Annotated in this window: 18 protein-coding genes; 9 read left to right on the top strand and 9 right to left on the bottom strand. The window is 71.7% G+C overall.

Annotated elements, in window-relative coordinates:
- Positions 1 to 214: 214 nt before the first annotated feature.
- The 5 genes from lnt to NWFMUON74_RS16100 form a co-directional block, all read right to left on the bottom strand.
- Positions 215 to 1,843, bottom strand: coding sequence for an apolipoprotein N-acyltransferase (lnt, locus tag NWFMUON74_RS16120; protein ID WP_187689200.1), 1,629 nt, complete (start codon positions 1,841 to 1,843; stop codon positions 215 to 217).
- Positions 1,844 to 2,634: 791 nt separating this feature from the next.
- Positions 2,635 to 4,230, bottom strand: a complete 1,596-nt coding sequence (locus NWFMUON74_RS16115; RefSeq protein WP_187688590.1) for an amidohydrolase — start codon at positions 4,228 to 4,230, stop codon at positions 2,635 to 2,637.
- Positions 4,231 to 4,287: 57 nt separating this feature from the next.
- Positions 4,288 to 4,770, bottom strand: coding sequence for an FxsA family protein (locus NWFMUON74_RS16110; RefSeq protein ID WP_187688589.1), 483 nt, complete (start codon positions 4,768 to 4,770; stop codon positions 4,288 to 4,290).
- 95 nt (positions 4,771 to 4,865) lie between these two features.
- Positions 4,866 to 5,525: a response regulator gene (locus NWFMUON74_RS16105; RefSeq protein ID WP_187688588.1), complete on the bottom strand. Its 660-nt coding sequence runs from the start codon at positions 5,523 to 5,525 to the stop codon at positions 4,866 to 4,868.
- 28 nt (positions 5,526 to 5,553) lie between these two features.
- Entirely contained in the window at positions 5,554 to 6,762 is a 1,209-nt protein-coding gene (locus NWFMUON74_RS16100; RefSeq protein WP_232111054.1) for a sensor histidine kinase, read from the bottom strand.
- Between the two features lie 62 nt (positions 6,763 to 6,824).
- On the opposite strand from NWFMUON74_RS16100, the gene NWFMUON74_RS16095 reads away from it, so the two are divergent.
- On the top strand, positions 6,825 to 7,592 hold the full coding sequence (locus NWFMUON74_RS16095; RefSeq protein WP_187688587.1) for a TSUP family transporter: 768 nt from the start codon (positions 6,825 to 6,827) through the stop codon (positions 7,590 to 7,592).
- A gap of 16 nt (positions 7,593 to 7,608) precedes the next feature.
- On the opposite strand, the gene NWFMUON74_RS16090 is transcribed toward NWFMUON74_RS16095, so the two are convergent.
- Positions 7,609 to 8,289: a TetR/AcrR family transcriptional regulator gene (locus NWFMUON74_RS16090; RefSeq protein ID WP_187688586.1), complete on the bottom strand. Its 681-nt coding sequence runs from the start codon at positions 8,287 to 8,289 to the stop codon at positions 7,609 to 7,611.
- 196 nt (positions 8,290 to 8,485) lie between these two features.
- Between NWFMUON74_RS16090 and NWFMUON74_RS16085 the strand changes: the two genes are divergently transcribed.
- The 5 genes from NWFMUON74_RS16085 (at position 8,486) to NWFMUON74_RS16065 (ending at position 15,636) form a co-directional block, all read left to right on the top strand.
- Positions 8,486 to 10,015: a TldD/PmbA family protein gene (locus tag NWFMUON74_RS16085; protein WP_232111053.1), complete on the top strand. Its 1,530-nt coding sequence runs from the start codon at positions 8,486 to 8,488 to the stop codon at positions 10,013 to 10,015.
- Positions 10,016 to 10,076: 61 nt separating this feature from the next.
- The gene (locus NWFMUON74_RS16080; RefSeq protein WP_187688585.1) at positions 10,077 to 11,486 is read left to right on the top strand and encodes a TldD/PmbA family protein; all 1,410 of its coding nucleotides are present in this window, start codon (positions 10,077 to 10,079) and stop codon (positions 11,484 to 11,486) included.
- Positions 11,487 to 11,633: 147 nt separating this feature from the next.
- Entirely contained in the window at positions 11,634 to 12,056 is a 423-nt protein-coding gene (locus tag NWFMUON74_RS16075; RefSeq protein WP_187688584.1) for a hypothetical protein, read from the top strand.
- Positions 12,053 to 14,794 (top strand): ribosomal eL19 family protein, encoded by a 2,742-nt coding sequence (locus NWFMUON74_RS16070; RefSeq protein ID WP_187688583.1) that lies wholly within the window; start codon positions 12,053 to 12,055, stop codon positions 14,792 to 14,794. Before NWFMUON74_RS16075 ends, NWFMUON74_RS16070 begins: the two co-directional genes overlap by 4 nt.
- Positions 14,794 to 15,636: an ESX secretion-associated protein EspG gene (locus tag NWFMUON74_RS16065; RefSeq protein WP_187688582.1), complete on the top strand. Its 843-nt coding sequence runs from the start codon at positions 14,794 to 14,796 to the stop codon at positions 15,634 to 15,636. Before NWFMUON74_RS16070 ends, NWFMUON74_RS16065 begins: the two co-directional genes overlap by 1 nt.
- Here NWFMUON74_RS16065 and NWFMUON74_RS16060 read toward each other — a convergent pair.
- Positions 15,633 to 15,896 carry a helix-turn-helix transcriptional regulator gene (locus NWFMUON74_RS16060; protein ID WP_187688581.1) on the bottom strand — a complete coding sequence of 88 codons (264 nt, stop codon included), beginning with the start codon at positions 15,894 to 15,896 and terminating at the stop codon, positions 15,633 to 15,635. The two genes, NWFMUON74_RS16065 and NWFMUON74_RS16060, sit on opposite strands and share 4 nt — an antisense overlap.
- Positions 15,897 to 15,973: 77 nt before the next feature.
- On the opposite strand from NWFMUON74_RS16060, the gene map reads away from it, so the two are divergent.
- Positions 15,974 to 16,741: a type I methionyl aminopeptidase gene (gene map / locus NWFMUON74_RS16055; protein ID WP_187688580.1), complete on the top strand. Its 768-nt coding sequence runs from the start codon at positions 15,974 to 15,976 to the stop codon at positions 16,739 to 16,741.
- Between the two features lie 39 nt (positions 16,742 to 16,780).
- Here the strand turns inward: map and NWFMUON74_RS16050 are convergent, their stop codons facing one another.
- Positions 16,781 to 17,482 carry a VOC family protein gene (locus tag NWFMUON74_RS16050; RefSeq protein ID WP_187688579.1) on the bottom strand — a complete coding sequence of 234 codons (702 nt, stop codon included), beginning with the start codon at positions 17,480 to 17,482 and terminating at the stop codon, positions 16,781 to 16,783.
- Positions 17,483 to 17,590: 108 nt separating this feature from the next.
- Here NWFMUON74_RS16050 and NWFMUON74_RS16045 point away from each other — a divergent pair, with 108 nt between their 5' ends.
- Positions 17,591 to 18,157: a PadR family transcriptional regulator gene (locus tag NWFMUON74_RS16045; protein ID WP_187688578.1), complete on the top strand. Its 567-nt coding sequence runs from the start codon at positions 17,591 to 17,593 to the stop codon at positions 18,155 to 18,157.
- 9 nt (positions 18,158 to 18,166) lie between these two features.
- On the top strand, positions 18,167 to 18,550 hold the full coding sequence (locus tag NWFMUON74_RS16040) for a PPOX class F420-dependent oxidoreductase (protein ID WP_187688577.1): 384 nt from the start codon (positions 18,167 to 18,169) through the stop codon (positions 18,548 to 18,550).
- Here the strand turns inward: NWFMUON74_RS16040 and NWFMUON74_RS16035 are convergent.
- Positions 18,537 to 18,914 carry a PPOX class F420-dependent oxidoreductase gene (locus NWFMUON74_RS16035; protein WP_187688576.1) on the bottom strand — a complete coding sequence of 126 codons (378 nt, stop codon included), beginning with the start codon at positions 18,912 to 18,914 and terminating at the stop codon, positions 18,537 to 18,539. The genes NWFMUON74_RS16040 and NWFMUON74_RS16035 overlap by 14 nt on opposite strands.
- Positions 18,915 to 19,004: the final 90 nt, after the last annotated feature.

The following is a 19,004-nucleotide window of genomic DNA, read 5'->3' as shown; positions in this document are numbered from 1 at the left end:
GTAGCGATGCCGAGATGTTTCACTTCGAACCACATTGGCGGAGAGGAGCTTTAGTCAGCTACCTCTTCGCTAACAGCAATGTCGAGCGGAAAACCTAGTTCAAGCACTTCCCTGGCGAAGCTGAGCAGGTCTAGCAATGACTTGGCGAACGCTGTGCGGCAACGCGAACCGATGCGTGAAGCCCGCAGCGGCCCGGCCGTGCCACCAGTGTTCGCTACTCGGCGGGTGCCGATGCGGTCGACCGGCGGTGCGCGCGGCCGCCGAGGGCGTCCTCGGCTACCGGATGCTCCGGCGGCGAAATTCGCCGTCGAATAGCCACAGCCACAACAACAGCCGCGGCAAGGATACACAACCCGCGTTCGGGCAGCGGGCCGAGCCGGGTCGCGGGGGTGGTGGCGGTGCGCAGCGGCAGCGTCGCCTCCAGTGCGGCGGGCACGAATTTCGGGGTCTGCCCGGCCACCGCGCCGTCGGCGGTGACGATCGCGCTGACCCCGCTCGTTGCCGCGACCACCAGCGCGCGCCCGTGTTCGACGGCGCGCACACGGGACATGGCCAGCTGCTGGTAGGTCATCTCGGTGTCGCCGAAGGTGGCGTTGTTGGTCGGTACCGTCAGCAGCTGGGCACCGGCGCGCAGGGAGTCCTCGAAGGCGCGGTCGAAGGCCACCTCGTAACAGGTGGCGACGCCGATCGCGACCGCCGCTCCCCCGCTCGCGGGTTGCGCGTGCACCACGCCGTCGCCGTGGCCGGGCACGAAATAGCCCGCGCGGTCGGCGTATTCGGAGAAGTGCCGGAAGAACCCGCGCATGGGCAGATACTCACCGAACGGCTGGATGATGCGCTTGTCGTGCCGCTCCCCCGGTCCGGCCGGGCCGTTCCACACCAGCACCGAGTTCGTGGTGGTGTCGTCGGCGTTCACCAGGACGGCGCCGACCAGGATGGGTGCGTGGATCGCGGCGGACACCGCGCCGATCTCGCGCGCGGCGTCGGCATTGCGCAGCGGATCGATATCGGACGAATTCTCCGGCCAGATCACCACATCCGGCTGCCGGGCCTGCCCGGCGGCGACCGCGCGGGCCAGTTCCCCGGTGCGGCGGACGTGATTGTCGAGGACCGCGCGGCGCTGCGCGTTGAAGTCCAGCCCCAGCCGCGGCACGCTGCCCTGGATCGCGGCGACCGTGATCGGCCGGTCACCGTCGTCCGGGGCGGGCAGCGCGGTCCGGAGGATCACTCCGGTAACCGGGATGATAGCCACAGCCGTTGCGACAGCGATAATCCCGGGTAGCCATCTGGGCTTGCGGCGGTCGGCGGCCCGTAATGCCAGCGCCGCCAGCAGGGTTCCGGTGAGCGCCACCGCGAAGCTCACGCCGGGCGCACCGGCCACGGCGGCCAGTGGCAGGTACCACCCGTCGGCCTGACCGAATGCCAGACGGCCCCAAGGGAATCCGCCGAACGGGAAACTGGAGCGGCCCCACTCGGTGAGCGTCCACAGCGCCGCGATCCACAGCGGCCAGCCCGGTGCCGCGCCGACCAGCCGCGCCAGCAGCCCGAACAGGCCCACATAGACCGCGCACGCCGCCGACAGCGCCAGCCACGGCACCGGGCCGACGTAGACCCCCGTCCACGGCAGCAGCGGCACGAAGAACGCCAGACCCGCCAGCAGCCCGTACCCGAATCCCCCGCGCAGCCCACCGGGCCCGCGCACCACCACGGTCAGGACGGCGATGCCGAGCGGCGCCAGATACCAGCAGGCCCGCGGCGGAAAGCTCGCGTAGATCAGCAATCCCGCGACCACGGCACCGGCCAGGCGCCACCACACCGGATGCCCGGCGGCCCAGTCCCGCAAGCCGGTCGGTCGCGCGGCCCGCCTCGCGGGCCCGTCGGTCGGCGGGGCGGCAGCCCCAGGCCGTGGGCCGGAGGTGCCGGACGGCCGCGGTCCGTCGGAGGACGAGCCCGGCACGCCTCTCCCGAGACCCAGCCGTCTACTCACGCTTCCTCCGCAAACGGGCCGACCCGGCACAGCGGCGACACCACGAACTCCGAACGCCCAGCGCTCCCCCGGCCCCCACGCACCGCCCACGACGCCCTGCTCGACACCGCGTCGATGCTACGGACGCACCACGACCACCACCGACCGGGGGCCGTCCAACCAGCTCCCGCGAACGGCCAACCGACCACAACGAACAGCCTTCGACCACAACGCCCAACTGCCCAGCCCACCGAGCCACCCCACCGAGCCACCCGCCCACCGGGCCACCGGGCCACCCGCCCACCGGGCCACCGGGCCACCGGGCCACCATCACCGACGCCTAACGAAACCGCCCCTCGCCGACATCCACATCCGCGCAATTCGCCCCTCGCAGTAGTCCAACGGTCGACTACGCGACCAGGCAGCTCACCCGACTCACGCGGTCACACGGCTCGCCATGACAAGCCGACAGCTGCTCAGGCGGACACGTCGACAGGCTGCCGGGCGTCAGGCGGTCAGTCCGTCACCCCGGCCACGTGGCCACGCGGCCACCCGGTCAGGCGGTCACCCGCTCACGCGGTCACGCGGTCACGCGGTCAGGCGGTCAGGCGGTCAGGCGGTCAGGCGGTCAGGCGGTCAGGCGGTCAGGCGGTCAGGCGGTCAGGCGGTCAGGCTTCGTAGATGGTGGTGCCGTGGTGGACGGTGCGCAAGCAGCGTGGGGGGTTGGTGCCCGGGGTGAGGGGAGGGAGGCCGGGGACTCGGGAGCGGGGGTCGGTGGACCAGCGTTGCACCTTGTCGGAGGCTGCGGCGACGACCAGGTCGGCGGCGTCCCAGAGGGCGTACGAGGCGGGGGCGCCGGGGACCAGGGTGCCCGCGACGCCGTCGCGGACCCCGCCGGCCCGCCACGCCCCGCGGGTGGCGGCGGCGAAGGCGGCGCGGGGGGAGATCTGGTGGCCGGGGGTGCGGTGGTGGGCCGCCGCGCGGATGGCCTCCCACGGGTTCAGGGCGGTGACGGGCGCGTCGGAGCCGATCGCGAGGGAGATCCCCGCGGCGGCCATGGCGGCGAACGGGTTCAGCGCGGCGGCGCGTGCGGCGCCCAGCCGCGTGGCGTACATGCCGTCCGGGCCGCCCCACTCGGCGTCGAATCCGGGTTGCACACTCGCGATCACACCGCAGGCGGCCAGCGTCGAGATCTGCGCGGCGTCGAGCAGTTCGGCGTGCTCGACGCGATGCCCGCGTGCCGCCACGGCCGGACCGCCCAGCTCGGCGGCGACACGCGAGAACCCTTGCGCCACAGCCTCCAGCGCCCCGTCACCGATGGCGTGGAAGCCGGCCTGAATGCCCGCCTCGGTGCAGGCGCGCACGTGCGCGGCGATCGCGTCGGCGTCGAGGTAGCCGACGCCGGTGGTGTCGCGGTCGGCGTAGGGCGCGCGCAGCCACGCGGTGTGCGAGCCGATCGAACCGTCCACGAACAGATCTCCGGCGAGCCCGTGCACCCCGAGGTCATCTATCAGCGCGCGGGCCTGCTCGGCGCTGCCGACGGCCTCGCCCCAGTACGCCCGCACCTGCACGCCGTGGGTGAACTCGAGGAGTTCGGTGACGTCCGCGCGGCCGGAGATCTGCGGTCCGGCGCATTCGTGCACGGCCACGATGCCGTGCGCGGCGGCGTGGTCGAGCGCGGCGCGGCGGGCGCGGTCGCGGTGCGAGCGGTCCAGGCCGTCGAGGGCGCTGGCGCGGATCAGGTGATGGGCCTCGGCGCGCAGCGGCTCGCCCGGGCTGTAGCCGGCCGCCGCGGTGACCCCGGGGACGGCGTCCAGCAGCGCGGTCGAGGCGACCGCCGAATGTGCGTCCACGCGAACCAGATACACCGAGCGGCCCGGTCCGGCGGCGGCGTCGATCTCCGCGGCCGTCGGCGGCCTGCCCTCGGGCCAGCGGGTCTCGTCCCAGCCGTCGCCGAGCACGGCGCCCGGATGTTCGAGGGCGTAGTCGCGCACGAGTTCCAGGCAGTGCGCCAGCGAGGTGGCCCGCGACAGGTCCAATCCGGTCAGTTGCAGGCCGAGCGCGGTCACGTGCACGTGCGGGTCGACGAACGCCGGGGCCACGAAAGCCCCGTCCAGTTCGATGATCTCGGCGTCGGGATACAGGGCCCGCCCCGGCCGGTCCGCACCCAGCCACACCACCGTGCCGTCGGTCACCGCCATCGCCGTGGCGTCGGGTGAACTGGAACTGTAGATGCGTCCGCCGACCAGCAACTGGGTACTCACGGCAGTCCAGTGTGCCGCATACCGTCACCGGCGCCCGCCCGGGCCGAGCGAGCCGGGTCAGCGCCCGTCGAGCATCCGACGGCCCTCGCCCTGACCGTCGTCGTAGTGCTGGTGCACGACCACGCCGTCGACGACCTCGCCGCCGGGTTCGACGACCACGCCGTGATAGCCGGTCGCCATCGACAGCCGATCGATGCGGCGGGTAGCGAAGGCCGACACCACCGGGCGCAGCAGCGCGCGGGTGGGCAGCAGTAGGAGCAGCCCGAACAGCGACGTGATCAGGCCCGGCACGAACATCAGGACGCCGCCGAGGGCGACCAGCGCGCCGTCGGCCACGGCGGTACCGGGCGCGATCTCGCCGCGACCGGCGCGGCGGAACTGGTCGAAGACCCGGCGCCCCTGCGAGCGCACCAGGATCAGGCCCAGTCCTGACCCGGCGATCAGCAGCAGGATCGTCGGCACGGCACCGATCAGGTGGCCGACGACGACCAGGGTGGCGATCTCGACGACCAGGTAGACAGCGAACAAGAGGGCGGGCATGGCGATCCTTTCGAAACGATCTACCGGTGCAACGTCCGGCATGCCCGGATTTCTCCCGCCGAGGCTGAGTTCCCGCTGAGAAACCGGGCCGCCGGTCACGCTCCGGGCCGCACCAGTCCCGTCTCGTACGCCAGCACCACCGCCTGGACCCGGTCGCGCAGGTTCAGCTTGGTGAGCACGCGGCCGACGTGCGTCTTCACCGTCGCCTCGGACAGGAACAGTTCGGCGGCGATCTCGGCGTTGGAGCGCCCGGCGGCGATCCGGCCGAGCACCTCCCGCTCGCGGACGGTGAGCACATCGAGCACCGACGGATCGCGCATGCGCGCCGGATCGTCGGCGATGAGCCGGTCCAGCAGCCGCTTGGTGACCTTGGGCGACACCACCGCGTCCCCCGCGGCGACGCTGCGGATGGCGGAGATCAGGTCCTCCGGCGGGGTGTCCTTGAGCAGGAATCCGCTCGCCCCGGCCCGCAGCGCGCCCAGCGCGTGCTCGTCGAGGTCGAAGGTCGTCATCACCAGAACCCGGCTGCCACAACCGGATTCGAGGATCTGGCCGGTGGCGGTGACGCCGTCGACGACCGGCATGCGCACATCCATGAGCACCACGTCGGGGCGCAGTTCCCGGGCTCGGGCCACCGCGGCGGCGCCGTTGTCGGCCTCCCCCACCACCTCCACGTCGGGGTGGGCGCCGAGCACCATTTTCAGTCCGGCCCGCATGAGCTCCTGGTCATCGACGACGAGAACGGTGATCGGCACGCCCCCAATCTATCCGCCACCGCGCGGCCTACTCCATCGGCTCGCGTTCGAGCGGAATGGTGGCCCGCACGCGCCAGCCGCCCGAGGCGCGGCGGCCCGCCTCCAAGGTGCCGCCGAGAACCGCCACCCGCTCCCGCATGCCGACCAGGCCGAGGCCGCTGCCGGTCAATGCCGCGCGGACAGCGGGATCGGCGGTGCGGGCGGCGCCGGTGGCAGCGGCGGCCTCGGCGGCGTGACCGAGATCGTCGACCTCGACCAGGACGTCGTCGTCGCGGCGGCGCACCCGGACCCAGGCCTTCGGGTCGGGCCCGGCGTGGCGGAAGGTGTTGGTCAGCGACTCCTGGACGATGCGGTGGACTCCGAGACTCACCTCCGGCGCGACGTCGTCGAGTTCGCCGGTCAACTCCAACTCCACCGCCAGCCCCGCGCTGCGCATCATGCCCACCACCTTGGCCAGCCCCGCGGTGCCGTGCTGCGGCAGTTGCTCGGGGGCGTGCTCGGTGCGCAGCAGCGCGACGGTGCGGCGTAGTTCGCGCAGGGCGTCGCGGCCGGTGGCGGCGATGGTGCTCAGCGCCTGTTCGGCGGCATCGGGGTCGCGGCGCAGCGCGTACTTGGCGCCGTCGGCCTGCACGATGATCACGCTCACCGCGTGCGCGACGACGTCGTGCAGTTCGCGGGCGATGCGGGTGCGTTCGATGGAGACGGCCTCGTGCGCGCTGCGGTCCCGGTCGTAGTCGGCGACGGCGAGGCGCGCGGCCACCTCCCGGTCGTAGGCGTGGCGGGCGCCGAGGAATTCGGCCAGCGTCCAGCACAGCGCGTAGAACATGACCAGGAATCCGGCTGTGACCCAGACCGTCTGGTGCAGCACCGTGATCGACAGCGTGCCGTCGACGGCCAGCGCGGCCAGATAGAGCAGTCCTTCCCGGCGGCCGACGTAGGCGACCAGCGTGTACAGCATGATGCCGACCGCGAGCAGCGCCGGCGGCGCCAGGTCCGCGCCGGTCACATGACTGACCACGGTGGTGCCGATCGCCAGCCCGAGCAGGGCGGCGGCGCTGCCGCGCGGGTACGCCCGGCGCCACACCACCGGCAGCGGCACCAGCACGGCCAGTGCGAGGTGCAGGGGGAGATGTTCCTTGTCGCGGATGACCGCCAGATCGAGCAGTAGCAGGGCGAGGGCGAGCATCGAGTCGGCCACCATCGGCTTCCCGCGCAGCCACAGACTGAATCGACGCACCCGCTCAGCCTAAGTGCCCACACTGATTTGCCGGATCATCCGACGTCTGGTTGTCTCGGCCGGTGGATTTCGCAGACTGGGCGGTATTGCTGCCGACGGCCGCGGCGGCGGGCTGGGTGGATGCCGTGGTCGGCGGCGGCGGTCTGATCATTCTGCCGACGCTGTTCCTGGTCGCTCCGGCCATCGCACCGCAGACCGCCTTGGGCACCAACAAGATCGCCGCGTTCTCCGGCACCACCGCCGCAGTGGTGACCTTCGCGCGCAAGGTGCCGATGCGCTGGCGGCTGCTGCTGCCGGGCGCGCTGATCGCCGCGACGGCGGCGGCGGCCGGTTCCGCGGCGGTGGCGCTGATCGACCGCGACTACTTCATCCCGATCGTGATGGCGGTGCTGATCGCCGTCGCGGCGTTCGTCACCGCGCGGCCCTCGATCGGCGTCACCATGGCCACCGATCCGCCCACCCGGCGCAAGACGATTCTGGTCGTCGCCCTCGCGGCCGGTCTGATCGGCTGCTACGACGGGCTGCTCGGACCGGGCACCGGGACCTTCCTCATCATCACCTTCGCCACCCTGCTGGGCACCGAGTTCGTCCGCGCGGCGGCGATGGCGAAGGTGATCAACTGCGGATCCAATCTCGGCTCGCTGATCTTCCTCGGCGCCACCGGGCATGTGCTCTGGACGCTGGGCCTGGCGATGGCGGCGGCCAATATCGCCGGGGCGGTGGTCGGCTCGCGCATGGCGCTCGCCCGCGGCGCGGGGTTCGTCCGGGTCGTGCTGCTGGTGGTGGTGGCCGGGATGGTGATCCGCCTGGGCTGGCAGCAGTTCGGCTGAGACCCGCGCGGGCGGGTCAGCAGCGCGCCTCGGCCATCATGTGCCGGATCGAGCGGCTCTCGGCGGCGGGCGCGGGCTCGGCCAGCCACGGCGCCAGCACCTTCGAGGTTGTCTCGCGGATCTTGCGGTGCAGGCGCTCGCCGTCCTCGAGGGCGTGGCGACCGGAGAACAGCACGGTCAGCGCCCCGGACACGGCCCCGACGACGGCGCCCACCAGCGCGGCGGCCCCGACCTCGTCGAGTTCTTCGGGGAACGCGGCCCGCAGCTGCCGGGCGATCTCCTGCTGCGCGGCGAGCTGGGCGTGCGCGGCGCGGCCGCTGACCGCGGGCACCGTGCGCGAAACCTGCGCGCGCAGAACCGAAATGCGGGCGGCGAGGTCGTCGCCCAGATGGTCGCCGGGGTTGTCCCCGGCCGCGCGTAAGGCCCGTAACAACACCTCGACGGGGCGTTCGTCCGGGCGCCGGGTGGCGATCGCGTGCACGGCGGCGCGCACGCGTTCGTCGGGCTCCGGGAAGAGCAACTCCTCCTTGCTCTCGAAGTAGTTGAAGAAGGTTCTCGTACCCACCTCGGCCGTCGCGGCGATATCGGCGACGGTGGTCGCCTCGTAGCCACGGGTTTCGAACAGGTCGACGGCGGCCTCGAGAAGGGCACGGCGGGTGCGTTCCCGCTTGCGGTCACGGAGTGCGGATGGCGGCACGCGGGCACACGGTACGGCATAGATCACGAAACACCCGGCAAGCTGCGCGTCGGCGCGTGCGCTTCACCCTGTGCCACCTCGCATTTCGTGCGTGTTTGCACTCGATGCAGGGTTGCACGGCGTGTCGCGCCGGGCACCCCGGCGGGGCGACCGCGGCGGTTGAACGACCGGTCGGCAACCGATTAGCGTGTCCGGGGTGAGTATCGCACCCCGGGTGGTGGACGAGGAGTTCCGCGCCCTCCCGCTGGCCGCGCTGGCCGACGCGGCGCTGACCGCGGCCCGCGCCGCCGGCGCCACGCACGCCGACCTGCGCGTGCATCGGCTGGTGACGCAGTCGATCCGGTTGCGCGACGGCCGGGTCGAAGCCGTCGGCAACTCCACCGATCTCGGTTTCGCGGTGCGCGTCGTCGTCGACGGCACCTGGGGGTTCGCCTCCCACGCCGACCTGTCCCCCGCGACCGCCGCCGAGGTGGCGCGCCGCGCGGTGACGGTCGCGACCACGCTGCGGGCGCTCAACCGCGAACGCGTCGAACTCGCGCCCGAACCGGTGTACCGCGACGCGACCTGGGTCTCGTCCTACGAGATCGACCCGTTCGCGGTGCCGACCCCGGAGAAAGTGGCACTGCTGCAGGACTATTCGGAGCGGCTCGCGGCCGCCGACGGCGTCGACCACGTCACCGCGGCCGTGCTGCAGGTCAAGGAGCAGACCTACTACGCCGACAGCGCGGGCTCGGCGATCACCCAGCAACGGGTGCGGCTGCATCCACACCTGGAGGCGATCACCGTCGACCCGGCCGCGGGCGTCTTCGAGACGATGCGCACCCTCGCCGCCCCCGCCGGGCGCGGCTGGGAGTACGTCACCGGCGGCGACGGCGTCTGGGACTGGCAGGGTGAACTCGCGCGGATCCCGGAGTGGCTGGCCGAGAAGGTGAAGGCGCCCAGCGTCGTCGCGGGCCCGACCGACCTGGTCATCGACCCCACCAACCTGTGGCTGACCATTCACGAGTCGATCGGCCACGCCACCGAGTACGACCGCGCCATCGGCTACGAATCCGCCTACGCCGGAACCTCGTTCGCCACCCCCGACCAGCTCGGCACCCTGCGCTACGGCACCCCGATCATGCACGTCACCGGCGACCGCACCCAGGAGTACGGGCTGGCGACGGTCGGCTACGACGACGAGGGCGTCGCGGGCCAGCGCTGGGATCTCGTGCGCGACGGCATCCTGGTCGGCTACCAGCTCGACCGGGCGTTCGCCCCGCGCCTGGGCCTGGACCGCTCCAACGGCTGTTCCTACGCCGACTCGCCGCACCACGTGCCTATCCAGCGGATGGCGAACGTCTCGCTGCAGCCGGACCCGGCGCGCGACACCACGACCGCGGACCTCATCTCCCGCGTCGAGGACGGCATCTACATCGTCGGCGACAAGTCGTGGTCGATCGATATGCAGCGCTACAACTTCCAGTTCACCGGACAGCGGTTCTTCCGCATCCGCGACGGCGAAGTGACGGGCCAGCTGCGCGACGTCGCCTACCAGGCCACCACCACCGAGTTCTGGGGCGCGATGGAAGCCGTCGGCGGACCGTCGACCTGGGTGCTCGGCGGTGCGTTCAACTGCGGCAAGGCCCAGCCCGGTCAGGTGGCGGCGGTCAGCCACGGCTGCCCCTCGGTGCTGGTGCGCGGGGTGAACGTGCTCAACACCCGCTCCGAGGCCGGGCAGTCGTGAGCGGCCGCGCGCAGGACCCGATGAATCAGCCCGCACCGCCGACCGCACCCGAGGTATTGCCGTGAGCGCAGCCGATGTCATCCCCGCGGCCGAGGTCGTCGACCGCGCACTGCGGGCCGCCCGCGCCGACGAGACGATCGTCCTGGTCACCGACGCCTACGACACGTCGCTGCGGTGGGCCGGAAACTCCATGACCACCAACGGATCCTCGGTGTCGCGAGACTGGGCGGTCGTGTCGATCTACCGCGACGGGCCTCGGTCCGCACGGGTCGGCAGCGTCGCCTCCACCAGCGTCGATCCCGCCGACATCGAGGGCGTGGTGCGCGCGAGCGAAGAGGCCGCGCGCACCGCCGAACCCGCCGCGGACGCCGTGCCGCTGCTCGATCCCGGCACCCTCGCCCCCGCGGCGGACCGCGACCTGCCGTGGACCGGCGCCCCCGCGACCACCGGCATCGAGGTCTTCGAGCCGCTCGCCCGCGACCTCGCCGCCGGATTCGACGGGACCGACCGGCTCTACGGTTTCGCCCACCACCAGCTGCATTCGACCTGGCTCGGCACCTCCACCGGCGTGCGCCGCCGCTGGGTGCAGCCGACCGGTTCGGTGGAGATCAACGCCAAGCGCGGTGACGGCGCGGACCTGGCGAGCGCGTGGGTCGGCACCGGCACCGCCGATTTCACCGATGTCGACGTGCCCGCGCTGCTGGCCGAGCTGGCGCGCCGCCTCGACTGGTCCGGGCGCCGCGTGGAATTGCCCGCCGGGCGCTACGAGACGCTGCTGCCGCCGTCCGCGGTGGCCGATCTGATGATCTACCTGATGTGGTCGATGGAGGGCCGCGGCGCCCACGAGGGGCACACCGCGTTCGCCCGCGCGGGCGGCACCCGCATCGGCGAGCGGCTCACCGACATTCCGCTCACGCTGTACTCGGACCCGGCCGCCGCGGGGCTGGAGTATCGGCCGTTCGTCGCGACCGCGGCGTCCTCGGAGACGATGTCGGTGTTCGACAACGGCCTCACCGCGCACCGTGCCGACTGGGTGCGCGAGGGAGTCGTCGAATCGCTGGTCTACCCGCGCGCCACCGCCGCGGAATTCGACGCCGCGGTCACGGTGCCCGGCGAGAACCTGCTCATGACAGGCGGTTCCGGCGCATCGCTGGCGGAGATGATCGCGCGCACCGAGCGCGGGCTGCTGCTCACCTGCCTGTGGTACATCCGCGAGGTGGATCCGGCGACGCTGCTGCTCACCGGCATCACCCGGGACGGGGTGTACCTGGTGGAGAACGGCGAGGTCACCGCGGCGGTCAACAACTTCCGCTTCAACGAGAGCCCGCTGGATCTGCTGCGCCGGGTCGGCGAGGCGGGCGCGACCGAGGTCACCCTGCCCCGCGAATGGAAGGACTGGTTCACTCGAACGGCCATGCCGCCGTTGCGGATTCCCGACTTCCACATGTCCTCGGTCAGCCGCGCCACCTAGCGATCCACTGTCCGCGCCCGGCCGGGTGTGGCACAATCGCCCCACCGGACGGCCGGTCCGAACGCCGCAGCCGAGATCGAGGGAACCGAAGCGAGTGCGGCTGCGTCGAATTCAGCACAGGCACGCACGCAGTCGTACGGGGGCAGCATGGTAGATGACAGCGGTCACGAGGTCTTCGGCCCGCTGATCGAACAGGCCAGGACGGGTGCGGTTTCGCTACGGGTGGACCCGCAGGCGTTCGTGGCGCTCGATCAGGCGATGGAGCAGCGCAAGACCGAGATCCGCGCCATCCAGCAGCTGGTACAGCGGGTCAACCAGCACGAGTCGTGGGGTCTGGGCGAGCGATCCGACATCCTCACCTCCGCCAAGACTCTCGTGGGCCGGTTCCGGGGGAAGGGCGCCGGCGGCGAGACCAGCGCCTACGACGCGCTCGAGGGGCACTGGCAGGTCGCCGACGAGGTACAGAGCCTGTTCCGCACCATCCGCGAACGACTACAGCAGACCGACAGCGAGTTCGCCGCGAGATTCCGCGCGATCACGCCGGGACCGACGGCCGGGGGCGCGCAGTGACCGGATACGACCAGCCGGGAATCACCAACCCGGAGAACGTGGACGCGCTGACCCACCAGCAGATCTACGACGCCTTCCAGACCGTCAGCGATCAGACCGCCGAGGTCGTCACCACCTGGCAGCAGGCGCGCGACAAGTGGCGCGAGTCCACCAGTCAGCTGGTGCAGGCGGTGCGCACGGCCGTCGACGGGCAGTGGACGGGCGTGGCCGCCGACACCGCGGTGCAGGCGCTGTCCGATTACGGTACCCGGGCCGGGCAACTCGCCGACCTGTTCGAGCAGACCGGGCAGGTCGTCGCGAACACGGCCGCGGCCGCGCTCACCGCCAAAGCGTATGTGCCCAAACCGGTTCCGGTGACGGCCGACCAGACCGAGGATCCCACCGGCTACGACGGCCAGTCCCGCGCGGCCCAGCAGGCGCAGGACGACGCCCGGCAGGTGATGCAGCAGCGGTATGTGCTGCCGTTCCTCGATCAGGACGCGCGGCTGCCCGCGTTTCCCGCCGCGATGTCGCTTGCCGGTGCGGATTCCTCGTCGGGACCCCTCGACAGTCTGCTCTCCGGCAGCGGGTGGTCGCTCACCGGCAGCGCGACGACGGCCGCCGCAAGCGGGATACCGGTCGACGGCGCCACCGGCACCGGGCCCGTCGGTTCGCTGCTCAGTGGTGTCCCGGGTGTCTCGGGTGGTACGGCCGCGGATCCGGAGGCGAGTTCGTCACTGTTCGGCTCGCAGGGTACGCGGCCCGAGCCGAATCATTTCGGTCCGGTCGGTAGTGGCCTCGGGACCACGCCCCGGCCCGAGCGGCCGGCCGGGAGCCACAGCGGGCACGATGCTCCGCCGCCGCGGCCCGAACGGCCCGTGGGCGGGGAGAAGCCGGGGCCGAGTCATGGCGAGCCGGCGGTGACGGGTGAGCCCGAGCCCGTGGAGCATGCTGTTCCGGAGGGTTCGCGGCCAGGTCCGGGACAAACTTCGGAGCCGGTCGCGGGGCCGGGACCGGTTGTGACGCAGCACGATCCGGGGCACGGCGACTCGACCGGCACTGCCGCCACGAACGGTTCGCATACCGGTACCGCAGGAGCCGTCGGTGCGGAACGGGCGGGAACGGGTAGTGGGACCGGTGGAGGGTCAGGCGGTTCGGGTGGAACATCCGGGCCGTCGGGCCAGTCACCGAATCCTGCTGCGCCCGCGCCACACTCGTCGCCGCAACCTCTCGGCGCACCGGCGGCGCCCGCGGTCCCGCCCGCCGCGCCGGTGCCCGCGTCGCCCGGGCCGCTGTCCTCGGCGCCCGTGCCGAGCCCACCGCTGGCACCGCCGGTTCCCGCCGCACCACCGTCGCTGCCCAACACACCCCTGCCGCCGGGGCCCAGCGCGCCGATGAGTCCGCTGGCACCCGGCCCGGGCCCGGCTCCAGCACCCGGCCCGGGCATCCCCGCTCCGGCACCAGGCTCGGGCCCTTCCGCCCCCGTGCCGAATGCTCCGCCGTCGCCGCAGCCGGGAGCGCCGGGCTCGCCACCGGGTAAGCCGGGACCACCTGCTCCGATGCCGAATCCGCCTGCCGTGCCACCCGTTCCACACGCGCCGATGCCGAAGGTCCCGGGTTTCGTGAGCCCGGCCGTCCCGCATGCGAGCCCGGACCTCACGCCGTACACCGCGGCCGGCGGGGCTGCCATCAGCGGCACGGCCGCGGCGGAGATCGCGCAGACCGCCGACGACTCGATGCACCGAATGCCGCGTCTACGCGGCTACGCGGGCGACCGTGAACGCTACGGCCTGCGGTTCGACAAGCACCGCGAAACCGGGGCCGAGGACGATGCCGGACCCGCCGAGTCCATCGATACCGAATCGGCTGCTGCGGTCGACGGCCCCCGCCATTCCGCCACCGACAGCAGTGAACACGGGTTCGACACGGGCACAAGCGAACACGGTTTCGCGGCGAGCACCGACGCACACGATTCCGACCCAGACACCCGCGAACACAGACCCATTGCGGACACGAGCGAACACGGGTCTCATGTGGACACGAGCGAACACGCGTCTCATGTGGACACTGCCACATTCGTAGACGGCTCCGGTATCCCGACCGGTACCCAAAGCGTCTCGGTCGTGTCCAATGCACCGGAAACCGGCACGTTCGCCCCTCGGAGTGAAACGGCCAGCTCGACCGACGGCCTGATCACCCCACAGCAGGCACGGTGCGATGAGCACAGCGCGGCCGGAATCCCTTCGGGCGCAGCCGAATCCCCATCCGCCACGCAGGCGGCTGCCCGCACGGACCTGACCGCGCCCGCCGCAGCCGCATCACCGTCCGGCACGGCCGCATCACCGTCCGGCACGGCCGCATCACCGTCCGGCACGGCCGCATCACCGTCCGGCACGGCCGCATCACCGTCCGGCACGGCCGCATCACCGTCCGGCACGGCCGCATCACCGTCCGGCACGGCCGCATCACCGTCCGGCGCAGCCGCGTCGCCTTCCGGCAGGCATGCTGCGTCCGATACGGGCGGGATCGCTTCCCCCGCGGACGAGCCCTCCTCTGGTGCAGCCGCGGCTCGGCCCGGCGGAGTCGCCGCGACCGCCGAGGGCGAGGAATCTCACACTCACGAGCCCGCGCCGGGCTCTGGCGGTGGCCAAATACGTTCCGGCACTATCGGATTCGTACCGGAGGACACCGTTCATGCCCGCAGTACCGCAACCGCCCCGGACAACTACCGCAATGTTCCACCCGTGATAGGTGAGTAATGGCGTCCTGGTCGTTCGATGAAGAGGAATTCGCGGCCCTGTGGTTCGGGCCGGCCAACGACCGCATGCTGTACCCACTCGACTATCTGTCCCGGTTCGGGCACGTCAACGAGCGCGACCAGTTCTGGTCTCGCGTCCGGCAGGAGTATTCCGAACGCGGCCGGTTGAGCTGGAACGAGGCCGACCTGCTGCGCCGCGCCTTCACGGTACTCACCGATCCGGAGGTCTGGGCGGAGATCCACGGTGTCTCCGACCAAGCGGGCCCGATCCGCGTCGCCGCCGCCCGGCACGACCGCCATGCCGCGCTGGCCATGCAATTCACCCGCCGGAGCCGCATCGAACTCTCCATCACCGCCGCCGACCGGTTACCCGAACGCCTGACGATGCTCCTCCCGGAACAACCGCCCGGCACCCGCCCCGCCCAGGCCTTCGTCGCCGCCGACCTCTACCCCGAACGCCAGCCGATCCTCCGCTACACCGGCGAATCGACGCCGCTGCAGCGCTACCGCGAACTCATCCGGCGCCCCGCCACCGGCGCCGGAGTCGTCACCGTCTTCCGCGGCCCGCGCCGCCAGGGCCTGCGCCCACCCCGCAAGGTCGGCACCGTCCGCTGGTACGACATCGAGGGCGACGGCCGCTACATGGAAACCGGCAGCCGCACCATCACCGTCCGCCCCGCCGATACCCCCACCATCCGCGGCGCGGTCACCCGCCTGCTCGACCACGCTCTACTCGAATTCCGCGACTACATGGAGGACTCCGCCGAACTGACCCCCCAGCGAGTCGTCGACGCCCCTCCCGGTCCCGCCACTCCCGGCCTCCGCCCCGCCACGCCGAGCTAAGCCGATTCGGCCAGAGCCGCGGACTGCCAGACTTCGGCCAGCTCCTGCAGCGGAATGTCCAGCGCCCGGCTCAAGCCGACCACCGTGCCGAAGGCGGGGCTGGGCAACCGGCCGGATTCGATCTTGCGGAGCGTCTCCGGCGAGATGCCCGCCGCGAGGGCCACCGCGGCCGGGTCGCGCTGCGCCCGCGCCGCGCGCAGGTACGCGCCGAGGCGGCGACCCGCCTCGACCTGGGCTGGAGTGAGGGGTAGGCGGACCATGCGGCTACCCTACGGGTTGGTATTCAAATACCGCAAGCGCTAGGGTGGTATTTAAATACCGATACTGGAGGCTGCTCGTGGTCGAACTGAAAACACCCGCCGAGATCGCACGGATGCATGTGACCGGCCGATTCGTCGCCGAAGTCCTGGCCGAACTCCGTGACCGCGCACAGGTGGGAGTCAACCTGCTCGACCTCGAGCGGCACGTCCGCGAGCGCATCCGCGAGCGCGGCGCGACCTCCTGCTACTGGGACTACGCGCCCTCGTTCGGGCGCGGACCGTTCCGCAACACCGTGTGCCTGTCCGTCAACGATGCTGTGCTGCACGGCCTTCCGTTCGACTACACCCTGCGCGACGGCGATGTCCTGAGCATCGATCTCGCGGTGAGCATCGACGGCTGGGTGGCCGACTCGGCGATCACGGTCATCGTCGGCACCGCCGACGAACAGGACAGCCGCCTGGTCCGAGCGACCGAGGAGGCGCTGGCCGCCGCCATCGAGGTGGCCCGGCCCGGCAACCGGATCGGCGACATCTCCGCGACCATCGCCGAGGTCGCCCACGGCTACGGCTACCGGGTCAACACCGAATTCGGCGGTCACGGCCTGGGCCGCACCATGCACGAGGATCCGCACGTGGCCAATGCCGGGCGCCCCGGCCGCGGTATGCGCCTGCGCCCGGGCCTGACCCTCGCCCTGGAGCCGTGGTTCGCCGCGGGCACCGACCGCATCGTGACCGACCCGGACGGCTGGACGCTGCGCTCGGCCGACGGTTCGCGCACCGCCCACTCCGAGCACACCATCGCCGTCACCGACGACGGCCCGCGCGTGCTGACCCTGGCCGCCTGAGCACGCGGCCGAGCGATCGGAAAAGCTCCGGGGCAGAGGTCAGTTCTCACCCGGTTCGCACGCCCCCGGGAACTCGGCGCGCAGCGCGGCGAGCTCGTCGTCCGCCAACGCCAAGGCCGCGAGTTCGCGCCGCCGTCCGGCCGCCTGCTCGACATCGCCTGCGGCGGAATGCATATCGGCCAACATCGCGCAGGCGCGGCCGCGCTCGAGCGGCGTAGCGGAGTGGCCGAACCGCCGCAGCCCCACTTCCAGCACCCGGATCGACTCGGCCTCGTTGCTCTTGAAGTCCCGCAGGATCCGGGCATTGTCCAGCACCCGCGCCAGCCCGGCGAGTGCACGAGATCCCCCGTATTCGAGGTCGGGTTCGCCGTGCTCGATGTAGATGATCGAGTTACCGGCGGGGTCGACGACGGTGAACCGGGTCTGGCCCGGCCGGAACCGGGTGATCCGCGGCGCGCCGCGCGCCGGGACCCGGCCGTAGTGCTCGCGCAGCGCCGCACTGAATTCCGCGTGCCGGCGCGCGGCGTCGTCGATCATCACCAGGCAGCCCACGTACGCCTCCTCGGCGCTGCCGGCCTGCTTCGGTGTCGGGCCCAAGTGGATCTGATAGCCGTCGCGGTGCAGCACGGCGTAGGCGTAGGGCCTGGACTGCTCGTCGGTCACCTTATACCCGAGCGCGCGATAGAACTCGAGCGTGACCGGCAGATCGCCGCTCCAGAGCACCGGAATGGAGATGGCCACCCGTCCCCTCCCTTCACAAGGTATTCAAATTTGACTAGTCCACGGTAGGTCGGCTGGCCTGGGAAGTCAAATTTGAATAGCATGGGTCACCTGTCGAAGGGAGCCCTCGTGTCCGCCGTACGCCTGCTTGTGCTGGGCATCATCCGGCTGCATCAGCCCACCTACGGGTACGCGGTGCGCCAGGAACTGCTGTCGTGGCGAGCCGAGACCTGGACCACCGTGCGGCCGGGGTCGATCTATCACGCCCTGAAGCAACTCACCACGGAGAGCAAGCTGCGCGCCGTGCGCACCGAGGACAGCGACCAGGGCCCCGGCCGCACCTTGTTCGAGCTGACCGCGGCCGGCGACGACGAATTCTTCACGCGCTTGCGAGCCGCGCTGGTCAGCGTCGACATGGAGGAACTCGGCGCGGGCATCGCGTTCATGGACGCGCTGCCGCGGCAGGAGGTGGTCGATCTGCTCGCCGCGCAGGAGCGGGCCACCACCGAGATCCGCGACGATCTGCTGGCCATGCGGTCGGAGTTTCCCGGCCGCTACGACGCACCGCACTCCCCCGACCTGCTCGAACTGTGGAGCGGCGTCTTCGACAACTTCACCGGCTGGACCGGCCGGCTGCGGCGGCGGCTGGCGGCGGGCGAGTACCGCATGGCCGACGACCCGGACACGGCCGGATAGGCTGCCCCGGTGGACAACCCCTTCGGTGCCGTCGGCACCGCCAAATACGTTCTCCTGACCACGTTTCGCAAGGACGGCACCCCCGTCGCGACACCGCTGTGGGCGGCGCTCGACGGCGGCAAACTGTACGTCTGGACGGTCACCGACAGCTGGAAGGTCAAGCGCATCCGCCGCAATCCCGCCGTGACACTGCAACCGTGCAACGCCGCCGGCAAGCCGCACGGCGACGTAATCGAAGGCGCCGCAAGGATTCTCGACGACGAGGGCAGCGAACGGGTACGCACGCTGATCAAGCGCAAGTACTCCGTGCCGGGCCGGCTCGTCGTCACCGGCAGCGTGCTGCGCCGCGGACGGCGCGGCACCGTCGGCATCGAGATCGTCACCGGGGGCTGATCGACAGGCCGACCGACCGATCCCTGCCCCGGATCAGCTTGTGCCCCTGCACGGCCAGGATGCCGAGCACACCGTACTTGCGGCCGATCACGCCGCGCACCCGGTCCGTGCCGGCCGCGTCGAGAACCTCCGCCGTGCCCGCCAGCACCTCGCCGCCCCGCGTGCGGCCGCGGTTGTCGCACGGCTGCAGCGTGACCGACGGATTGCGGCGAATCCGTTTCACCTTCCAGGCCTCGGCGTTGGTCCACACGACGATGCGGTCACCGTCGGGCGCCACCCAGACCGGGGTGCCGACCGCGGTGCCGTCCTTCTTGTAGGTCGTCAGCAGCGCGTACTTGGATTGCGCGAGATCGTTCCAGGTCATGGACCAGACACTACGGCGGCGCGGGCCCGGCCACATCCGCCCCGGGACGCACGACTCCCTACGCCCGCGCGCGTAGGCGCGGGCGCGCGA

It is taken from the genome of Nocardia wallacei (genome assembly GCF_014466955.1).
Lineage (GTDB): Bacteria > Actinomycetota > Actinomycetes > Mycobacteriales > Mycobacteriaceae > Nocardia > Nocardia wallacei.
The sequence above is the reverse complement of the archived record's forward strand: the minus strand, read 5'-3'. Positions and strand labels throughout refer to the sequence as shown.

Bases quoted from the DNA above. Each gene is read 5' to 3' on its own strand.
- NWFMUON74_RS16110 (WP_187688589.1), bottom strand. From the start codon at position 4,770: ATGCCCGCCCTCTTGTTCGCTGTCTACCTGGTCGTCGAGATCGCCACC.
- NWFMUON74_RS16065 (WP_187688582.1), top strand. From the start codon at position 14,794: ATGGCGTCCTGGTCGTTCGATGAAGAGGAATTCGCGGCCCTGTGGTTC.
- NWFMUON74_RS16035 (WP_187688576.1), bottom strand. From the start codon at position 18,914: ATGACCTGGAACGATCTCGCGCAATCCAAGTACGCGCTGCTGACGACC.
- NWFMUON74_RS16060 (WP_187688581.1), bottom strand. From the start codon at position 15,896: ATGGTCCGCCTACCCCTCACTCCAGCCCAGGTCGAGGCGGGTCGCCGC.
- NWFMUON74_RS16075 (WP_187688584.1), top strand. From the start codon at position 11,634: ATGGTAGATGACAGCGGTCACGAGGTCTTCGGCCCGCTGATCGAACAG.